The sequence below is a fragment of the Stenotrophomonas sp. PI_27 genome, assembly GCF_027854495.1.
Taxonomy (GTDB): domain Bacteria; phylum Pseudomonadota; class Gammaproteobacteria; order Xanthomonadales; family Xanthomonadaceae; genus Stenotrophomonas; species Stenotrophomonas pavanii.
In genome coordinates this window covers 1-16,512 of record NZ_JAJNOF010000022.1, presented here as the reverse complement: position 1 = coordinate 16,512, position 16,512 = coordinate 1, and the positions used below count along the sequence as shown (strand labels likewise).

The following is a 16,512-nucleotide window of genomic DNA, read 5'->3' as shown; positions in this document are numbered from 1 at the left end:
CCTTACTGGGTCACGAAGCTGGTGAACAGCAGATCGTCGGCGCCGTTGCTGCCGGTCTCGGCCTTGAGCACTTTCTGCACCTCGGCCAGCGACGCGGCCTGCAGCTTCTGCTTGCCGGCGACATCGGCGATCTGGTCCGGGCTGACCTGCGAGAACAGCATCAGCAGGCGCGCGCGGATGGCCGGGGCATGGGTCTTGATCGCTTCCAGTGCGGCCGGGTCGCGGGTCATCAGCTGGACCTCCAGCTGCAGGTAGCGCGGGCCGTCGACCGGGCCATTGAGGTTGACCACGAACGCCGGGTCCAGCGCGAAGTACTGTGCCGGGGCCGGGGTCGCGCTCTTCTTCGGCGCCTGCGCGGTCTTCTCTTCGTGCTTGGACTGGGTGAAGAACCACACGCCGCCACCAGCGGCAGCGGCAGCCAGTACGGCCACCAGTGCGGTGATCAGGATCGGACTGCGCGGCTTGGCGGCCTTGTCCTTCTCGGCGGTCTTCTTGGTTTTGTCAGCGGCTGCGGCCACGGGGTGAAGCTCCTGAGGGTTGCTTCACCGGGATATGCAAGGGGTGTGCCGAAGGCGGGGCAGTGGGGTGCGACGGAATTCCGTCGGAGGCGCGGACGGGAGGGTGCCGATCCTCGCTGGCGCTAGTGCAGGGTGCCCGGGCGGGTGCCAACCGCCCAGCGCTGGTGGGTGCCAACCTTGGCTGGCACGCCTGTCAGGCGTAGGCGTCCAGCAAGCCGCGCTGGCGGATCAACTGCGCGGCCGACACGCTGGCGTCGCCCGGCGTCGGTTCTCCGTCGCCGCTCATGCTGCCGCCACCGGGCTGGCCCGACGCATTGCCGTCACCGCCCGGTGCCTGGTGGCCGACGTCGGCGTGGGCCAGCTGGAAGCCCTGTTCGCCCAGCAGCTCGCGCAGCCGCGGAAGGCTGCTTTCCAGTGCCTGCCGCACGTCCACGTGCGGGCTGCTGAAGCTGGCATGCACCTTGTCGCCGTTCAACTGCAGGCGCACGTCGACCGGGCCCAGGTCGTCCGGGCTCAGGCGGATGTGGGCGTGGCCGATCTTCTGGTCGGCCAGCCAGCCCAGGCGTGCGCCGATGGCCTGATCGAAGCCCTCGTCACCGAGCACGGGCTTGGGCGTCGGTTCGCCATTGAAGATCGCGGTGCCGGTGGCGAGTGCGGCCTTCAGGTCCTGCACGGCGGCCGCTGGCGGTGCGTGCAGCAGCGGCGCACTGGCGCGGTCGCCAACGGCGGCCACATCGCTGCCTTCGGCGCGCTCGCTGCGCTTGCCGGGCAGGATCATCTCCGGCAGGGGCAGTGCGGTGGCGTCGTCAGCGTTGGTCGCCGCCGGTTTGCCGTCGGCCACCACTGGCGCTGCGCTTGCCGCTGCCGGCGCGGCTGCAGGCAGTGCCGTGTTCGCGGCAGGGGGAGCGGGCAGCGCGCTACCGTCGCTGGCCAGCGATGGCGCAGCGGTGGTCGGCAGGGCGGCCGCTGGATCGGCAGGCGCCGGCATCGCCAGCACCAGGCCGGCCAGGCCGAGCGGTGGCCACGGGGCGTCCTCGGTTGCGGCAGGCTTGTCCTTGTCGGTGCCGGCTCCAGCCGGGGTCACGGCAACGGGCGGCAGCGGGGACGTTTCAGCGGTTGCCGCTTCGCCGTCTGCGTTGCGTTCGCCCGGTGCCTGGCCATGGCTGTCGGCGGTCGATGGCTGGCTGGGCGTGGATGGCGTCGGCGTCGGCGTCGTGGCGCCGCCGGCAGGCGCGGGTGAAGAGGGTGCGCCACCCTGCAGCAGTTGGCTGAAATCCTTGCCGCCTTCGCTGCGCGGGGCACGCGCGGCGCTGTTGCTGGCGGCTGGCGTGGTGGTGTTGGCGCTGCTGGCGAGCGGAGCGGGCATCACGGGCGGCCTCCCTGCTCGGTGCCGTCCTGGTCTTCGGCCTGCACCAGGCGCGCACGCCGCGCACCGATATCGTCCATCTCGCGCTGGTCGCGGCGGTCGGTCACCACCTTTTCCTGCGCGCGGTAGCTGGCGGCCAGCTGCTCCAGCACCGCCTTGTCACGGCTGGCCAGGATCAGGCGCGCGCGCTCGGCCTCCACTTTTTCGCGGTTGCCGTTGACCGTGGCCTGCTGCTGCTCGACCGCGCTGTCCAGGCGATCAAGGAAGGCGCGGCGGTTCAGCAGCTGTGCCGGGCTGGTCGCTGCCATCTGGGCGTTGGCGTACTCCTCGGCATAGCGGCGCAGTTCGTCCAGGCGCGACAGATGGGTGTCGAGCACGCGCTGGCGTTCGGCCAGGTCGCGGGCGACCGCGTCCTCGTGTTCCTGGGCCCGCTTGAGCAGGGGATCGATGCGCTTGGACTGGTTCATGGCTTAACTCTCTTGTTCCACCAGGCGCTGCAGCGCCGCCTGGCTGTGCGGGAGATCTGCGGCCTTGGCAACGTCCTGGCCGAGGAACTCCATGATTTCCGGCCAGCGTTCCAGGGCTTCGTCGGTGGCCGCGTCGTTGCCGCGCTGGTAGGCACCGATCGCGATCAGGTCCCGGTTGGCCGAGTAGGCCGAGACCAGTCGCTTCAGCTTGCGGATGCGCAGGCGCCACGGCTCGTCGGCGATTTCCGTGACCACGCGGCTGACCGACGATTCGACGTCGATGGCCGGGTACAGGCCGCTGTCGGCCACGCGGCGCGAAAGCAGGATGTGGCCATCGAGGATCGCGCGCGCGGCGTCGGCGATCGGGTCCTGTGGATCATCGCCTTCAGTCAGTACGGTGTAGAACGCGGTGATCGAGCCGCGGCCCTTTGCGCCATTGCCGGCGCGCTCGACCAGCGCCGGCAGCTTGGCGAACACCGACGGCGGGTAGCCGCGGGTGGTCGGCGGTTCGCCAACCGACAGCCCGATCTCGCGCTGCGCCTGCGCAAAGCGGGTCAGCGAGTCCATCAGCAGCAGCACGTTCAGGCCCTGGTCGCGGAACCACTCGGCGATGGCGGTGGCACGGTAGGCACCGTGCAGGCGCGCCAGCGGTGGCCGGTCGGCGGGGCTGGCCACCACCACCGCGCGGCGCAGGCCTTCCTCGCCCAGCGTGGTCTCGACGAAATCGCGTACTTCGCGGCCACGTTCACCGATCAGGCCGACCACGATCACATCGGCGGCGGTGTAGCGGGTCATCATGCCCAGCAGCGTCGACTTGCCGACGCCGGAGCCGGCGAACAGACCGACGCGCTGGCCGCGGCCGATCGGCAGCAGCGCGTTGATCGCGCGCACGCCCACGTCCAGCGGCTGGGTGATCGGTTCACGCGCCAGCGGGTTGATCGACACGCCGGCCATGCCGACGTGGCCTTCGGCGCGGATCGGCCCCTTGCCGTCCAGCGGCACGCCGTCGCTGTCGATGACGCGGCCGAGCAGGCCTTCGCCCACTTCCACGCCGCCCCGGCGCGCCGACGGCACCACCCGCGCATTGGGCAGCAGGCCATGCAGTTCGGCGCTGGGCATCAGGTAGGTGCGTTCGCCGGCGAAGCCGACCACTTCGGCATCGACCCAGCCGCCATCGACCACTTCCACCTTGCAGCTGGCGCCCAGCGGCGCCTCGCAGCCGACCGCTTCCAGGGTCAGGCCGACCGCGCGGCGCAGCACGCCCTCGCGGATCAGCCCACGGCCATGCGCGGTATCCACGCGCAGGCCATCCAGGCGCCGGGCCAGGCGCAGGTTGCGGGCCACGGCCCAGTCGGCCGGCGGCGTCGTGGTTTGCGGTGCAGCGCTCATGCCGTCGCTCCGGTCTGGCGGATCACCGCATCCAGCGCACCGCGCAGGCGGGCTTCCAGGGTGCCGTCGATGCGCACCGCTTCGGCGTGCACGCGCAGGTCGCCGCGGCTGAGGCTGGTATCCGGTACCAGGCGCTGCGCCGGCGACAGGTTCAGCAACGGGGCGAGCGCGGCGATGTCATCCGGATGCAGCCGCACTTCCACCTCGCGCGTGCTGCCGCCCACGGCGTCGATCGCTTCGCCGACCAGCTGCGCCAGCAGTGCCGGCTCCGCCTCGTAGGCGCGGCCGACCAGTGCCCCGGCGATGCGCACCGCCAGTTCGCCAAGGGCGCCGACCACTTCGTTCTCCAGCCGCACCAGCGGCCGGCTGAAGTTGTCGAGGATGCCTTCGATCTGCGCGGCGAGGCGACGCACCTCGGCCTGGCCCTGGCCGTAGCCTTCGGCATGGCCCTGATCGAATCCTTCCTTCTCGGCGCTGTCCTGGATCGCCTGGATTTCCTCCAGGGTGGGCAGCTGCAGCGGCGGCTCCGGTTCGTGTTCCGGGTCCGGCTCGGTGAGTTCGAACGCGTCCTCCTGCTCCAGCAGCGGTTCGGGCTGGGCCAGCAGGTCCGGGGCAAGCCAGCGCACGACGTTGCTCACAGCATGGCCTCCGCGCTGCCGCCGATGGTGACGGTGCCTTCATCGGCCATGCGCTTGACGATGGCCAGGATCTCGCGCTGCGCGCCTTCCACGTCGGACAAGCGCACCGGTCCGCGGGCCTCCATGTCTTCCAGCAGGATCTCGGCCGCGCGCTGCGACATGTTGCGGGTGATCTTGTCGCGCACCTTGATGTCGGCGCCGCGCAGGGCCAGGCCCAGGCGCTCGCCGCTGACTTCGCGCAGCACCAGCTGCATCTCGCGGTCGTCCAGGTCGACCAGATCGTCGAAGACGAACATCAGGTCCTGGATGCGGTTGCTCAGCGGCGCATCGATGCGCGCGATCTCGCCCAGGATGGCCTGGTCCTGGCCGCTGTCCATGAAGTTCAGGATGTTGGCCGCGCACTGCACGCCACCGATGTTCGACGACTTCAGGTTCTGGTTGCCGGCGAACTGGCGCTCCATGATCTCGTTGAGTTCATTGAGCGCGTTCGGCGGGATGCCGTCGAGGGTGGCGATGCGCAGCAGCACGTCCACGCGGGTGCGATCGGGCAGCAGCTTCAGCGCGTCGGCGGCCTGGTCGGTTTCCAGATGCGCCATCACGATGGCGATGATCTGCGGGTGCTCGTTGCGCACCAGGTCGGCCACCGCGCGCGGGTCCATCCACTTCAGCGCGTCCAGGCCGGTGGTGTTGCGGCCCAGCAGGATGCGGTCGATCAGGTTGCCGGCCTTCTCGCTGCCCAGCGCCTGCACCAGCATGTTGCGGATGTAGTCGTCCGAGCCCACGCCCAGCGAGGTCTTCGAGCCCAGCTCCTGGCCGAACTGGTCCATCACCCGTTCCACCTGCTCGCGGGTGATGTCGGTCATCGTGGCCATGGCGATGCCGATCTTCTGCACTTCCTTGGGTTCCATGTGGCGCAGCACTTCGGCCGCGTCCAGCTCACCCAGCGAAAGCAGCAGTACGGCGGCGCGCTGCACGCCGGTCAGGGCTGCCTCAGTCATTGGCCACCCAACCCTTGACCACCTGGGCCACGCGCTTGGAGTCGGTCTTCACGGCTTCACGCGCCATCCGCAGTCGTTCCTCATAAGAATCCACCGGCAGGGCCAGTGCGTCCGGCCCGGCCAGGCTGACCCGGTCGGCGCCCAGCGCCGGCAGCGGGGTGCCATCGTCATCGACCAGCTGCACGTCTGCGGTGTGCGGCTCCAGTGCCTGCGGGTCGTCCTTCCTGTTCTGGCCGGTGATCGCGCGCAGCGCCGGGCGCAGGACGCCGAACAGCAGCGCCAGCACCACCACCGCGCCCAGCAGCATGCGGCCGGCATCGTGCACCCACGGCAGCTCCCACCACGCCGGGCCTTCCTCAGGCGTGGTCTCGCGCACGAACGGGGCATTCATCACCGACACGGTGTCGCCACGCTCGGCGTTGAAGCCGACGGCCTGCTTGACCAGCGCTTCGACGCGGGTCAGTTCGGCAGCCGACAGCGGCTGCGGGCTCATCTTGCCGTTGGCACCGGCACGCGGCACGTTGTCCACCAGCACCGCCACCGAGACGCGCTTGATGCGGCCGGCCGGCTGGCGGGTGTGCTGCAGGGTGCGGTCCAGCTCGTAGTTGCGGGTGGCGTTCTTGCTGCTTTCGGTCGGGGCCTGCGCGGTGGCCGGTGCGGCCTGCTGGCCCGGCGGGCTGTTGCTGGTCGCGCCGGGCACGCCCTGCGGGCCCGGGGTGCTGGTGGTGTTCTCGCTCATCTGCTCGCTGCGCAGCTTCTGCGGTTCACCGTTGTAGAGCTCACGGGCTTCCTCGGTCACCGAGAAATCCATGTCCACGCTCACTTCCGGATTGACCCGGCCGGGGCCGGTCATCGGTTCCAGCAGCTCGCGGATGCGCTGGTTGAACGAGGTTTCCTGGCGGCGCACCTGCTCGAACTGGGCGGCGTTGACCGCCGCTTCGCTGTTCGGGTCGGTGATGCTGAGCATGCGCCCGCTCTGGTCGACCACGGTCACCCGTTCCGGCGCGAGGTCGGGAATGCTGGCCGCGACCATGTGCACGATGGCGTCCACCTGGCTGCGTTCCAGCTGCTGGCCGCCGCGCAGTTCCAGGGTGACCGAGGCGCTGGCCACGTCACGCTGGCGGGTGAACGCGCTGGGCTTGGGAATGGCCAGGTGCACGCGTGAATCACGCACCGGGCGCAGCGTGTTGATGGTGCGCGACAGCTCGGTTTCCAGTGCGTGCTGGTAACGCGCACTTTCCACGAACTGGCTGACGCCGAAGCCGGGATCGCGCTCCATCAGCTCGAAGCCGAGCTTGCCGCTGTCGGTCAGGCCGGAGCCGGCCAGCTTCAGGCGAGCGTCGTGCAGGTTCTTTTCCGGCACGGTGATGCCACCGGTGGCCGGGTCGAGTGCGAACGGAATCTGCGCGGCGCGCAGCAGGTCGGTCGCTTCCGCCGTCGCCTTCTGGTCCAGGCCGGTGTACAGCGGGACCATGCCCGGCTTCTGCGACCAGAAGAACACGGACAGGCCTGCCGCCACCGCCACCGCGATCATTGCCATCAGGCCCAGCCGACGGGTGATCTGCAGACTCTGCAGGCGGTCGAACCACTGCCCGGCCTTCTCGGCGTTCAGGCTGTCCTTGGAGAGCGTCAGTGCCATGCGTCTCTATTCCTTACAGCGGCATGTTCATCACGTCCTGGTAAGCCTGGACGAGACGGTTGCGGACTTCCACGGTGGCGCGGAAGGCGATCTGGGACTGCTGCGAAGCGACCATGACCTTGGCCAGGTCGGCGCTGGGGTCGCCCATCTCGAAGGCCTTGGCGAGGGCGCCGGACTTCTGCTGCGCATCGTTGACGCCGGCAATCGCACCACGCAGGGTTTCGGTGAAGCTGGCCGGCTGCACCTGCGGCGCGTCCAGCACCGTGCCCGGCAGGGCATTGCTGCGCGGCGTTTCGCCCAGCGGGTTGAGCGCCGGCTGTCCCATCTGGGTCTGATAGGAGCGGATCTGCGAAAGGATCGAAGTGACGGAGTGGGACATCTGCAACGGTTCCAGAAACAGGGATGGGGTTGTCTGCTGTAGCCAGTGCAAGTGCCGTGCCGAAACCGGTTTTCGATTCAGTGACGTGAGGAGATTGGATGTGCGTGCGGGGTTGCACCCCGCTCCCCGCGGTGGTGCCGGCCGCTGGCCGGCAACCTCAACGGCAACGGCCGAAGCCGGAGCAACAGCAGAAGCGGGTCTACGGAGGGATGGCGGGGTGGGTCCGGTTACGGGGACGCCGTAAACCCGTCCTTGGGGGCTTGGCCGCGGCATCCATGCCGCGGACACCCCGCAACCGGACCCACCCCGCCTTCGACAGGTGGCCGCGATCTGTTGGAACCTGCTACTGATGGTGGGCGCCGACCGTTGGTTGGCACGGGGTCGGATCCCGTTGCGACGCAACGGGCTCTGACCCCATTGGCGGCGTCATTTAACCGGCGTCGGTTTTCTGGCCTATGGCTGCAGGGTGCAGCGGCCGGAATTCTGGCGCTGGCGCGGTGCGATGGGGCCCGCGTGCTGGGTGTCGACGAAACGGCCCTAGCGATGGCTCTGGCCGGTCAACAGCAAGGTGTAGGGGGCGGGGCGCTGGTTGCGGCAGCTGCGGCCGATGTGGCCATCGGTGCGCGGAACATCCGGGGCCAGATCCGTTTCCTGCGCAAAGGGATCTGACCCCGGGCACTACAAACACCAACGCCCGGGCAAGCCCAGGCGTTCGTGCCCCCTTCATGCTGGTAGCGCGGTTCAGCCGGCCAGCTCGGCCTGCTCGCGCTCGATGCCGTACTTGCGCAGCTTTTCCACCAGAGTGGTACGGCGCAGGCCAAGCAGCTGGGCGGCGTGGGCGACCACGCCCTGGGTGCGTTCCAGTGCTTCGTTGATCAGGCCCAGTTCGATGTTGGCCATGTGGTTGCGCAGGTCCAGGCCATCGTCGGGCAGTGCCGCCGGCGCCGCCGGGCGATTGACGGCGATACCGTGTTCCAGCGCCGGCTGGTTGCCGCTGCCCGGGGTATGGAAGGAGAAGCTGCGCAGGTCCAGGCGGTCTTCGCTGGCCACCGGCGCTGCCGGTGCCGGTGCGGCCACCGCGGCCAGTGCGGCGTCGCCACGATAGCGGGCCGGCAGGTCCTGTACGCGCACCGAGCCACCCGGATGCAGCACCGCCAGGCGCTCGACCAGGTTGGTCAGCTCGCGCACGTTGCCCGGCCATTCGTAGCTGGACAGCGCCTGCAGCGCTTCGGGAGTGAAGCGCACTTCGCCACGGCCGGTGCGGGCCAGCTGCGCGGCGATGGTTTCCACCAGCGCCGGCAGGTCCTCGCGGCGCTCGCGCAGCGCGGGCACTTCGATCGGGAACACGTTGAGGCGGTAGAACAGATCCTCGCGGAACTTGCCCTCGGCGATGCGGGTCTCCAGGTCGCGGTGGGTCGCGGCCACCACGCGCACGTTGCAGCGGATGGTCTGGTTGCCACCGACGCGCTCGAAGCTGCGTTCCTGCAGCACGCGCAGCAGCTTCACCTGCATCGGCAGGCTCATGTCGCCGATTTCGTCGAGCAGCAGGGTGCCGCCCTCGGCCATTTCGAAACGGCCCTTGCGCGCGGTCAGTGCGCCAGTGAAGGCACCCTTTTCGTGGCCGAACAGTTCGCTTTCCAGCAGGTCGGCCGGAATGGCGCCGCAGTTGATTGCCACGAACGGGCCATCGCGGCGCGGCGAGCGCTGGTGGATCGCGCGTGACACCACTTCCTTGCCGGTACCGGATTCACCCAGCACCAGCACGGTGGTATCGAACGCGGCCACCTGTTCGATCATGGTGCGCAGCGCGGTCACTGCCGGGCCGTTGCCGGTCGGGCCCTGGTCCTGCGCGGCACCGGCCTGGTGCTCGGCGTCCAGGCGCTTGAGGCTGGCACGGCGCAGCAGGGCCTCCATCTGCGCATGGCGCAGCGGCGTTTCCAGCGGCCAGATGTTGGCTTCGTGCAGGCCGTGCTGCTGGGCAAACGCAGCGGCATCACCGTCGGCCAGCAGCACCGGCGGCGGCAGGCTGCTGCCGCCCAGCCAGTGGTACAGCGCGGTACTGGCAGCGCTGTCGTCCAGGCTGCCGACGATCACCGCCATCCAGTCGTTCTGGCGCTGGCGGCCCAGGTCGAAGTCGGCTGCGTCGGACACCCAGCGCGGGTTGAAGTCCATGAATTCCAGCAGGGCAACGGTGCGCTCTGCGCGCACGGCGTCGTTGTCCAGCACCAGGATGCGCGATTCGCTCACGACTGTTCCTCCCTGAGGCCTTCCAGGATCGGCATGACTTCCTGGATGTAGGACAGCTTGCTGACAAAGTTGTCGGCGCCGGCGCGCAGCGCGTGTTCGCGGTGCTCGGCGTCGTCGAAGTGGCTGGCGATCACGATGTACGGCGCATCGTCCTGCGACTTGATCAGGCGGGTGGCCTGCAGGCCACCCATTTCCGGCATGGCCAGATCCATCAGCACCACCTGCGGGCGCAGCGTTTCCGAGCGCTCGATCGCTTCCAGGCCGTTGCCGGCGCTGCCGACGATCTGCAGCCAGTCGATCTTGCGGAAATGGCGCATCGCCGCGTTGATGAAGCCTTCGTGGTCATCGACCAGCAGGACCGTGAGCTTGTTCATGTCCAACATCCTTTTCAGCCCACCCGGGCCAGCTGGGGTTGCCTGGCGCTGAGCCGGCGCCGTTCGCGGGCCGGGGCGATATCCAGTTGTTCTCGGTATTTTGCGACGGTTCGGCGGGCAATGTTCACCCCCTGGCGCGACAGCAGGCCGGCAATGGCCTCGTCGGCCAGCGGGCGGCCGGCCGGTTCGGCGTCGATCAGGCGGCGGACCATGGCCTTCACCGCCTGGCCGGAGACGCTAGCGCCCTCCAGGCGCACGGCGAAGAAGTGCTTCAGCTCGAAGGTGCCGCGCGGGGTTTGCAGGAACTTGCCGGTGGTGATGCGCGAGACGGTGGACTCATGCATGCCGATTTCCTCGGCCACTTCCTTCAGGGTCAACGGCGCCATGGCCTCTTCGCCGCGCACCAGGAAGGCGGCCTGGCGCTCGACGATCACCCGCGCCGTGCGCAGCAGGGTGTCGTAGCGCATCGACAGGCCACGGCTGAACCAGCGCGCCTCCTGCAGCATCTCGCGCAACGCCGGGGCGGCGTCGCTGGTTTCGGCCAGCACCTGTTCGTACTGGCTGTTGATCGACACGCGGCGGCTGGTGGCCGGGTTCAGGGCGACCTTCCACTGCCCGTCGGCGTGCCAGGCGACGACGTCCGGCACCACCACCGCGTTGCGTTCGGGCAGCAGGCTGTCGCCCGGGCGCGGCTGCAGCGAGAGGATCAGGCGCACGGCCTCGCGCACGTCGTCGATCTCGGCATCGTGCAGGCGGGCGAGGGCGGGGTAGTCGTGCGCGGCCAGCGCTTCGAGCACGCCGTCGAGAATGCGGGCGGCCAAGTGGCGGGCCGGCACGACGCCGTGCAGGCTGCGCAGTTGCGCCTGCAGGCCTTCGCGCAGGTCCTGGGCGGCCATGCCTGCGGGCTCGCCATGCAGCAGCTGCTGGCGGATGGCTTCCACCCCGTCGGCAGCGATGTCGAACTGGGCACTGGCCAGCAGCTGCAGCTGTGCCAGCGGCGCCTGCAGGTAGCCTGCCTCATCGCACTGGTCCAGCCAGAAGGCGGCGACCGCCAGCTGGCGATCGTCCATGTCCAGCGACAGGCGCTGCAGCACGCGCAGCTGTGGGTCGGTCGACTCGCCGGCGGCGATGCGCGCCATGCGGTCGTCGTCGCCGTCCTGCCAGCTGGCGCCGGCCACGTCCCACATCGACGGCTCGGGCAGCTCGTCAAAGGCGGCGGTATCGATCGTGGGGGTGCTGGCTTCGGTGGCGTCGGCAGCCGGCGCCTCGGCCTCTTCGATCTCCAGCAGCGGATTGGAGTCCAGCAGGCGCTGGATTTCCTGCTCCAGGTGCAGGCCATCGAGCTGCAGCAGCCGGATCGACTGCAGCAGTTGCGGGGTGAGGTGGAGTTGCTGGCCCAGTTGGGTCGAGAGTGCAGCCTTCATCGTGGTTCCCCGGCACCGCTCCCCGGCGCCTTGTGGAACGCATCTTGCTTTTCATCCGGTGAGGACGGAATCGGGGGGTTCCTGATGCATTTCGTGGAACTCCCGACAGGGTGTAGGGGGATTCCCTACACTGACGCGGGAAATTGACGAAATGCGCCGCCAAGTCATTGATTCGTCGTGGCGAGGCCGCTGGGTGCGCGGCGGCTGGGGTACGGATTCCTGTCAGGGAATGTCGGGGTGACGGGATTTCGTCGCCGATGCAGGGTGTCGCAGGGTCAGGTCCCTTTCCGCGGGAAAGGGCGCTGACCCCGGGACCGGCGCTTACTCGAGCTCGTGCTGATGGCGCGCGGCCAGCAGCAGCAGGTCATTGGCGCGGCGGCAGCCCAGCGACTCCATCATCCGCGCGCGATGGGTTTCCACCGTCTTGACGCTGATGCCGAGATCGGCGGCGATTTCCTTGTTGCTCTCGCCCTTGCCGATGCGGCGCAGGATCTCGCGCTGGCGCGGTGAGAGTGCGGCGATGCCGGTGGGTTTCTCGCGGCCCAGCATCGGCGCCAGCATCTTGGCCGAGATCTGCGGGCTCAGGAACACCTGGCCGGCGTGCGCGGCGCGCAGTGCCAGTTCCAGTTCCTGCGGTGCGGCGTCCTTCACCACGAACCCGACCGCGCCACGATCCAGCGCATCGCGCACGTGGGCGGCATCGTCGTGCATGGTCATCATCACCACCCGGGTACCGGGGGCACGCAGGCGGATGTCGCTGAGCGCTTCCAGGCCGGTGCGGCCCGGCAGCGAGAGGTCCATCAGCACCACGTCCGGTGCGTGCTGCAGGGACAGCTGCAGTGCTTGTTCGGCGTTGCTGGCCTCGGCGACGAGCTGCACGTCGGCAAACCCCTGCAGCAGCCGCGCCAGGCCGGCGCGGACAAGGGTGTGATCGTCGACGATGAGAACTCGCACAGGCACGCAGCAGATCCGTGTAGGGGCATCCACCTTAACTTAGCTGAACGGGCGCGCCAAGGGTCGGCCGTGCGGCGCCAAGGGGACGGGTTTCAGCGTGCGCGGCGTGCCTCGGCCACCTGGCGGCGGTGCAAGCGGAACAGGTGCCGTTCCATCGCCATCTCCAGGCCATCGCCCAAGCGCTGGAAGCGCAGCCACAGGAAGTGCCCGCCGCTACCGTCGGCGGCTTCTGCGACGACCTCCACCGGCAGGTCGATGTGGTCGGGCAGCCAGTCGCTGGGCTGCAGGCGCACCACCCCGGCCTGGCCGGGGCTGGCACCGCTGCGCGGACCCAGCTGCAGGCGGATGCCGCGCCGCGACCAGCGCACCGGGCGCAGCGTCAGTTCCTGGCCCTGCTGGCGTACCAGCCGGCCAAGCAGCACCATCGCCAGGTCCAGCTTGGCTTCCAGCCGCTGCAGCTGCAGGCTGGCTTCGTTGCGTTCGTCGTGCTCGTCGACGCGGCTGTCCTCCACCAGTGCCAGGCTGCGCAGCAGGCCTTCGGCACTGCTGGTGCGGCCGGCTGCGCTGCCTGCCTGGAACTCGGCCGGCAGCGCCAGTTCGCAGCTGAGCGTTTCGTCGAACAGCTCGCTTTCGGCTGGGTGGTGCAGCGACGTGGTCGGCAACTGGGTCATGCCAGCGATTCTGCCTGCAGGTAGGCATGCGCGGCGCGAAGGGAGCGCTGGCCATCGTTCATCTGCGCGGCTACGGCGTCGCGGCGCTGGCGCAGCAGGCCCAGCAGGCTCTGCTGGCGCTCGAACAGGGCGCTCAGCGGCGCGTGGTCGGCCGCGGTCAGCGGCTGGCTGAGCAGGGCGTGCAGGGTGCTGTCGTGGCCGTCGAGCAGGCTGTCGGCCCGGTCGAGCGCATCATCGCCCAGCGCCTTCTCGAAGGCATCCAGCTGCGCATGCAGCGCGTGCAGGCTCATGGTGCCACCGCGGCGGGGCGGCGCTGTTCGTGCGGGATCGCGTTCCAGGCGCTGTCGATCTCGCCCAGCAGCTGCAGCGATTCATCCAGCGCGGCGCGGTCGTTGTGCAGGTTGGCTTCGGTCAGGCGCTGCAGCACGTAGTCGTACAGCGCCGACAGGTTGCCGGCGATCTCGCCGCCGGCCTCGTGGTCCAGCGAGCCGTTGAGGTGGCCGACGATCGCGCAGACTTCGCCGATCGCCTTGCCCTTGCCGGCCTGGTCACCGCGTTCAAGGCTGGCCAGGGCGCGGCGCACGCGCTCCAGCGCGCCGGCCAGCAGCATCGCCACCAGCTTGTGCGGATCGGCATCGGCGACCGCACTGGTCACCCCCACCTGGCGGTACTGCTCGGCATATTGACGGCTGGAACCGTACATTCGTGATTCTCCTTGCGCGGGGTGCCGTCGGGTGATCGCGGGGACCGGTGCCGACGGCGCGGCGATGATTGCTGTTGCGTCCGTTATCGGTGCATGGCGCGGCAAACTTGAGTGCCGCGCACGTTCCGTCAGCGGTTCAACTGGGCCAGCTGCTGCTGCAGCGCGGTGTTGCTCTGCTGCAGCTTGCCCATCAGGCTGTCCAGCGCCAGGAACTGCTTCTTGTAGCGCTCTTCCACGCTCTTCATGCGCGTGTCGAGGTCCTTGCGGCGCTTGTCGATGTTGTCCAGCGTGGTGTTCAGGCCCTTGGTGCGGGCAACGAAGGCACCTTCCTTGCCGACCGTGGTGCTCACATAACCGTCAACCAGCGTGTACAGCTTGCCGGCGCCGCCGGTGTCACCGGTGATCGCCTGGCGCATCTTCTCTGGCTGGCTGGCCAGGGCGGCGGCGAACTTGGTGGTGTCCAGGATCAGCGTGCCGTCGGCATTGGGGTAGCCGCGGGTGTCCAGGCCGATCGCCTTGGCATCGAGCTTGTCACCGGCCAGGTCCTTGAGCACGCTCGACATCACCGAGCGCAGCTGGCTGGTGGCGCCGCGCATCTGCGCATCGCCGGTCAGCGTGGAGGCTTCCTTGGTCTTGGCGTCGTACTTGGTTTCGGTGTTGATGGCCGCCAGTGCGGCGTTGTACGCGGTGACGAACTCCTGCATCACCTTGGTCGCCGCAGCAGTGTCGGTGCTGATGGTCACCGTGCTGGTGCCCGGCATCTTCAGGTTCAGGGTCAGGCCCGGGACCGCATCGGCCACCGTATTGCTGGCGCTGACGACCTTGACGCCATCGATGGTCAGCTCGGCATCGGCAGCGGCGGTGTTCTGCTTCAGGCTGTTGACCAGGCCGCCCAGTTTGGCATCGCTGCCGGCGTATTCGAGCTTGATCGCGTTGGCGGCACCGGTCTTTTCCTGGGCGATCGACAGGTACTGGTTGTCGCCGGAACTGATCAGGGTGGCCTGCACGCCTTCCTTGCGGCCGGCCGCGTCGATCTTGTTGCGGATGGTGGTCAGCGTGTCGCCGTCCTCCACCTCCACGTTCATGGTCTTGGCGTTGTCGCCCACGCCGACGGTCAGCGTCAAGGTTCCGGCAGCAAACGTGTCGGTCTTGGGTACCGAAGTGTCGGCGATCAGCTTGTGCGCGGTGGCCAGCGAGGTGACGTTGACCACGTGCGTGCCGTTGGAGGCTGCCGCCTTGGTGGTGCCGACGTCATACAGAGCGACCGAGGCCGTCAGGATCTCGTCGGTGCCCTTGTCGCCGCCCTTGCTGGCGGTCACCGTGCGCGTGTCGAACGCGGTGGTGGCCTTCAGTGCGGTCAGCGCCGTCTTCAGCTTGTCGAAGGCCGCGGTGACGGTGCCGATCGACGACAGCTGCATCTTGGCCTTGGACTGCTGCAGGTTCAGCGCATTGTCGGCGGGCTTGCGGTCAGCTGCGACCAGCTGGTTGACGATGCTGGAAATGTCCAGTCCCGAGCCGATGCCACCGTATCCAAAGTCTGCCACGTCGTTTCTCCTGGTATCCGGGCCTGGCCGCCGTGCGGTGGCCCGTCGTCAACGAAAATAGCGGCCTGCGCCGCTGGGTCTTGAGGACTTCGTTGATGCACGTGCCGTGCCAATGCTCTGGCGCAGGTTCTGGCACGCGGGTTGCAGGAGGCCTGGGGCAGGGTGCGGGTGGGTTCACCGCGGGCTGCCGGGGGTCTGCAAAAAACCCTCCCCCAATGCAGGGGAGGGATCAGGCTACTGACAATCGGGGGGAGACGAAGCCGCCCGGTACGTACAGTCAAAGGTACAGCGCTGAAAGAGAGGTCCGCAGGAGCGGGCGATGCCAAGCCGGTTCGGGAGTGATCCCGGGCCGGGCATGGCCCGCGCCTTCGTGCATCGTGGCTTCCCGGTTGCCGCTACCGTCGGTTCGATCCGACGGTAGCGGCGCCTTCTTGCCGTGGATCAGCGCAGCAGGCTGAGCACGCCCTGCGGCACCTGGTTGGCCTGGGCCAGCATGGCCGTACCGGCCTGCTGCAGGATCTGGGTGCGGGTCAGTTCGGCGGTTTCCTTGGCGAAGTCGGTGTCCTTGATGCGGCTGCGCGACGCCGACAGGTTTTCCGACGAGGTCTGCAGGTTGGCCACCACCGAGGTGAAGCGGTTCTGGATCGCACCGAGGTCGGCACGGGTGCTGTTGATCGCACCCAGGGCCTTGTCGACCACTTCCAGGGCCTGCTGGGCGCCGAGCACGGTGCTCACGTCCAGCTTCTGCACGTTGGCCGCCGTATCGGCGCCAGCGGTGTAGGCGCCTGCCGCAGCCGCGGTACCCCAGGTCTTGGCGGTCGCGTCGTAGTCGCTGCGCATCAGCGCGATGTCGGCAGCGGCAACGGCCTTGCCTTCCTTCACCGAGCTCAGCTTCAGCGTGCCGTCGGCATTGGCTTCGGCGTAGATGCCGGCCTCGCCGATCTTGGCGTTGATGGCGGTGGCGACGGCCTTGGAGGCATCGGCCGTGGTGGCGCCGGCCTTCACTTCAACCGTGCCGATGTCCACGCCCATCACGGTGCCGGAGAAGCGGGCACCGTCGGTGCTGGCAGCCAGGGCAGCCGTCGCGCCGGTGGCGAAGGTCGAGGTGCCCAGCGAGCCGGCCTTGGCATCGATGGTCTTGTCGATGGCGATGGCCTGGCCGGCGTTGGCGCCGACCTGGAACAGCTGGCTGGAGAACGAG

The 16,512-nt window shown here is 68.9% G+C and carries 17 protein-coding genes; all 17 read right to left on the bottom strand.

Annotated features, from left to right (window positions below; translation table 11 throughout):
* Positions 1 to 2 precede the first annotated feature (2 nt).
* Complete coding sequence (locus LRM18_RS19465; protein ID WP_005416435.1) at positions 3 to 518, bottom strand: flagellar basal body-associated FliL family protein; 516 nt, start codon at positions 516 to 518, stop codon at positions 3 to 5.
* A gap of 193 nt (positions 519 to 711) precedes the next feature.
* Positions 712 to 1,884, bottom strand: a complete 1,173-nt coding sequence (locus LRM18_RS19460) for a flagellar hook-length control protein FliK (RefSeq protein WP_154330537.1) — start codon at positions 1,882 to 1,884, stop codon at positions 712 to 714.
* Positions 1,884 to 2,351, bottom strand: a complete 468-nt coding sequence (gene fliJ, locus LRM18_RS19455; RefSeq protein ID WP_021203862.1) for a flagellar export protein FliJ — start codon at positions 2,349 to 2,351, stop codon at positions 1,884 to 1,886. The genes LRM18_RS19460 and fliJ overlap by 1 nt, the downstream gene beginning before the upstream one ends.
* A gap of 3 nt (positions 2,352 to 2,354) precedes the next feature.
* Positions 2,355 to 3,740 (bottom strand): FliI/YscN family ATPase, encoded by a 1,386-nt coding sequence (locus tag LRM18_RS19450; protein WP_049466155.1) that lies wholly within the window; start codon positions 3,738 to 3,740, stop codon positions 2,355 to 2,357.
* Entirely contained in the window at positions 3,737 to 4,378 is a 642-nt protein-coding gene (locus LRM18_RS19445) for a FliH/SctL family protein (RefSeq protein WP_130768116.1), read from the bottom strand. Before LRM18_RS19445 ends, LRM18_RS19450 begins: the two co-directional genes overlap by 4 nt.
* The gene (fliG, locus tag LRM18_RS19440) at positions 4,375 to 5,361 is read right to left on the bottom strand and encodes a flagellar motor switch protein FliG (protein ID WP_024958226.1); all 987 of its coding nucleotides are present in this window, start codon (positions 5,359 to 5,361) and stop codon (positions 4,375 to 4,377) included. The genes LRM18_RS19445 and fliG overlap by 4 nt, the downstream gene beginning before the upstream one ends.
* A 7-nt stretch (positions 5,362 to 5,368) precedes the next feature.
* Positions 5,369 to 7,015, bottom strand: a complete 1,647-nt coding sequence (fliF, locus tag LRM18_RS19435; RefSeq protein ID WP_064238479.1) for a flagellar basal-body MS-ring/collar protein FliF — start codon at positions 7,013 to 7,015, stop codon at positions 5,369 to 5,371.
* Between the two features lie 13 nt (positions 7,016 to 7,028).
* Entirely contained in the window at positions 7,029 to 7,394 is a 366-nt protein-coding gene (gene fliE, locus LRM18_RS19430) for a flagellar hook-basal body complex protein FliE (RefSeq protein WP_014037113.1), read from the bottom strand.
* 741 nt (positions 7,395 to 8,135) lie between these two features.
* Positions 8,136 to 9,641: a sigma-54 dependent transcriptional regulator gene (locus tag LRM18_RS19425; RefSeq protein WP_053462827.1), complete on the bottom strand. Its 1,506-nt coding sequence runs from the start codon at positions 9,639 to 9,641 to the stop codon at positions 8,136 to 8,138.
* Complete coding sequence (locus tag LRM18_RS19420) at positions 9,638 to 10,015, bottom strand: response regulator transcription factor (protein WP_005409556.1); 378 nt, start codon at positions 10,013 to 10,015, stop codon at positions 9,638 to 9,640. The genes LRM18_RS19425 and LRM18_RS19420 overlap by 4 nt, the downstream gene beginning before the upstream one ends.
* Before the next feature lie 14 nt (positions 10,016 to 10,029).
* A complete protein-coding gene (rpoN, locus tag LRM18_RS19415) occupies positions 10,030 to 11,439 on the bottom strand; it encodes an RNA polymerase factor sigma-54 (RefSeq protein WP_270955311.1) in 1,410 nt (469 codons plus the stop codon).
* Between the two features lie 321 nt (positions 11,440 to 11,760).
* On the bottom strand, positions 11,761 to 12,393 hold the full coding sequence (locus LRM18_RS19410; protein ID WP_032959406.1) for a response regulator transcription factor: 633 nt from the start codon (positions 12,391 to 12,393) through the stop codon (positions 11,761 to 11,763).
* Between the two features lie 92 nt (positions 12,394 to 12,485).
* The gene (locus LRM18_RS19405) at positions 12,486 to 13,064 is read right to left on the bottom strand and encodes a PilZ domain-containing protein (RefSeq protein ID WP_049466167.1); all 579 of its coding nucleotides are present in this window, start codon (positions 13,062 to 13,064) and stop codon (positions 12,486 to 12,488) included.
* Positions 13,061 to 13,354: a hypothetical protein gene (locus tag LRM18_RS19400; RefSeq protein WP_049466169.1), complete on the bottom strand. Its 294-nt coding sequence runs from the start codon at positions 13,352 to 13,354 to the stop codon at positions 13,061 to 13,063. The genes LRM18_RS19405 and LRM18_RS19400 overlap by 4 nt, the downstream gene beginning before the upstream one ends.
* Positions 13,351 to 13,767: a flagellar export chaperone FliS gene (fliS, locus tag LRM18_RS19395; protein ID WP_005416447.1), complete on the bottom strand. Its 417-nt coding sequence runs from the start codon at positions 13,765 to 13,767 to the stop codon at positions 13,351 to 13,353. Before fliS ends, LRM18_RS19400 begins: the two co-directional genes overlap by 4 nt.
* 128 nt (positions 13,768 to 13,895) lie before the next feature.
* Positions 13,896 to 15,311 carry a flagellar filament capping protein FliD gene (gene fliD / locus LRM18_RS19390; RefSeq protein ID WP_053462823.1) on the bottom strand — a complete coding sequence of 472 codons (1,416 nt, stop codon included), beginning with the start codon at positions 15,309 to 15,311 and terminating at the stop codon, positions 13,896 to 13,898.
* Positions 15,312 to 15,752: 441 nt separating this feature from the next.
* A partial coding sequence (locus tag LRM18_RS19385; protein WP_270955310.1) for a flagellin occupies positions 15,753 to 16,512 on the bottom strand: 760 nt, incomplete at its 5' end.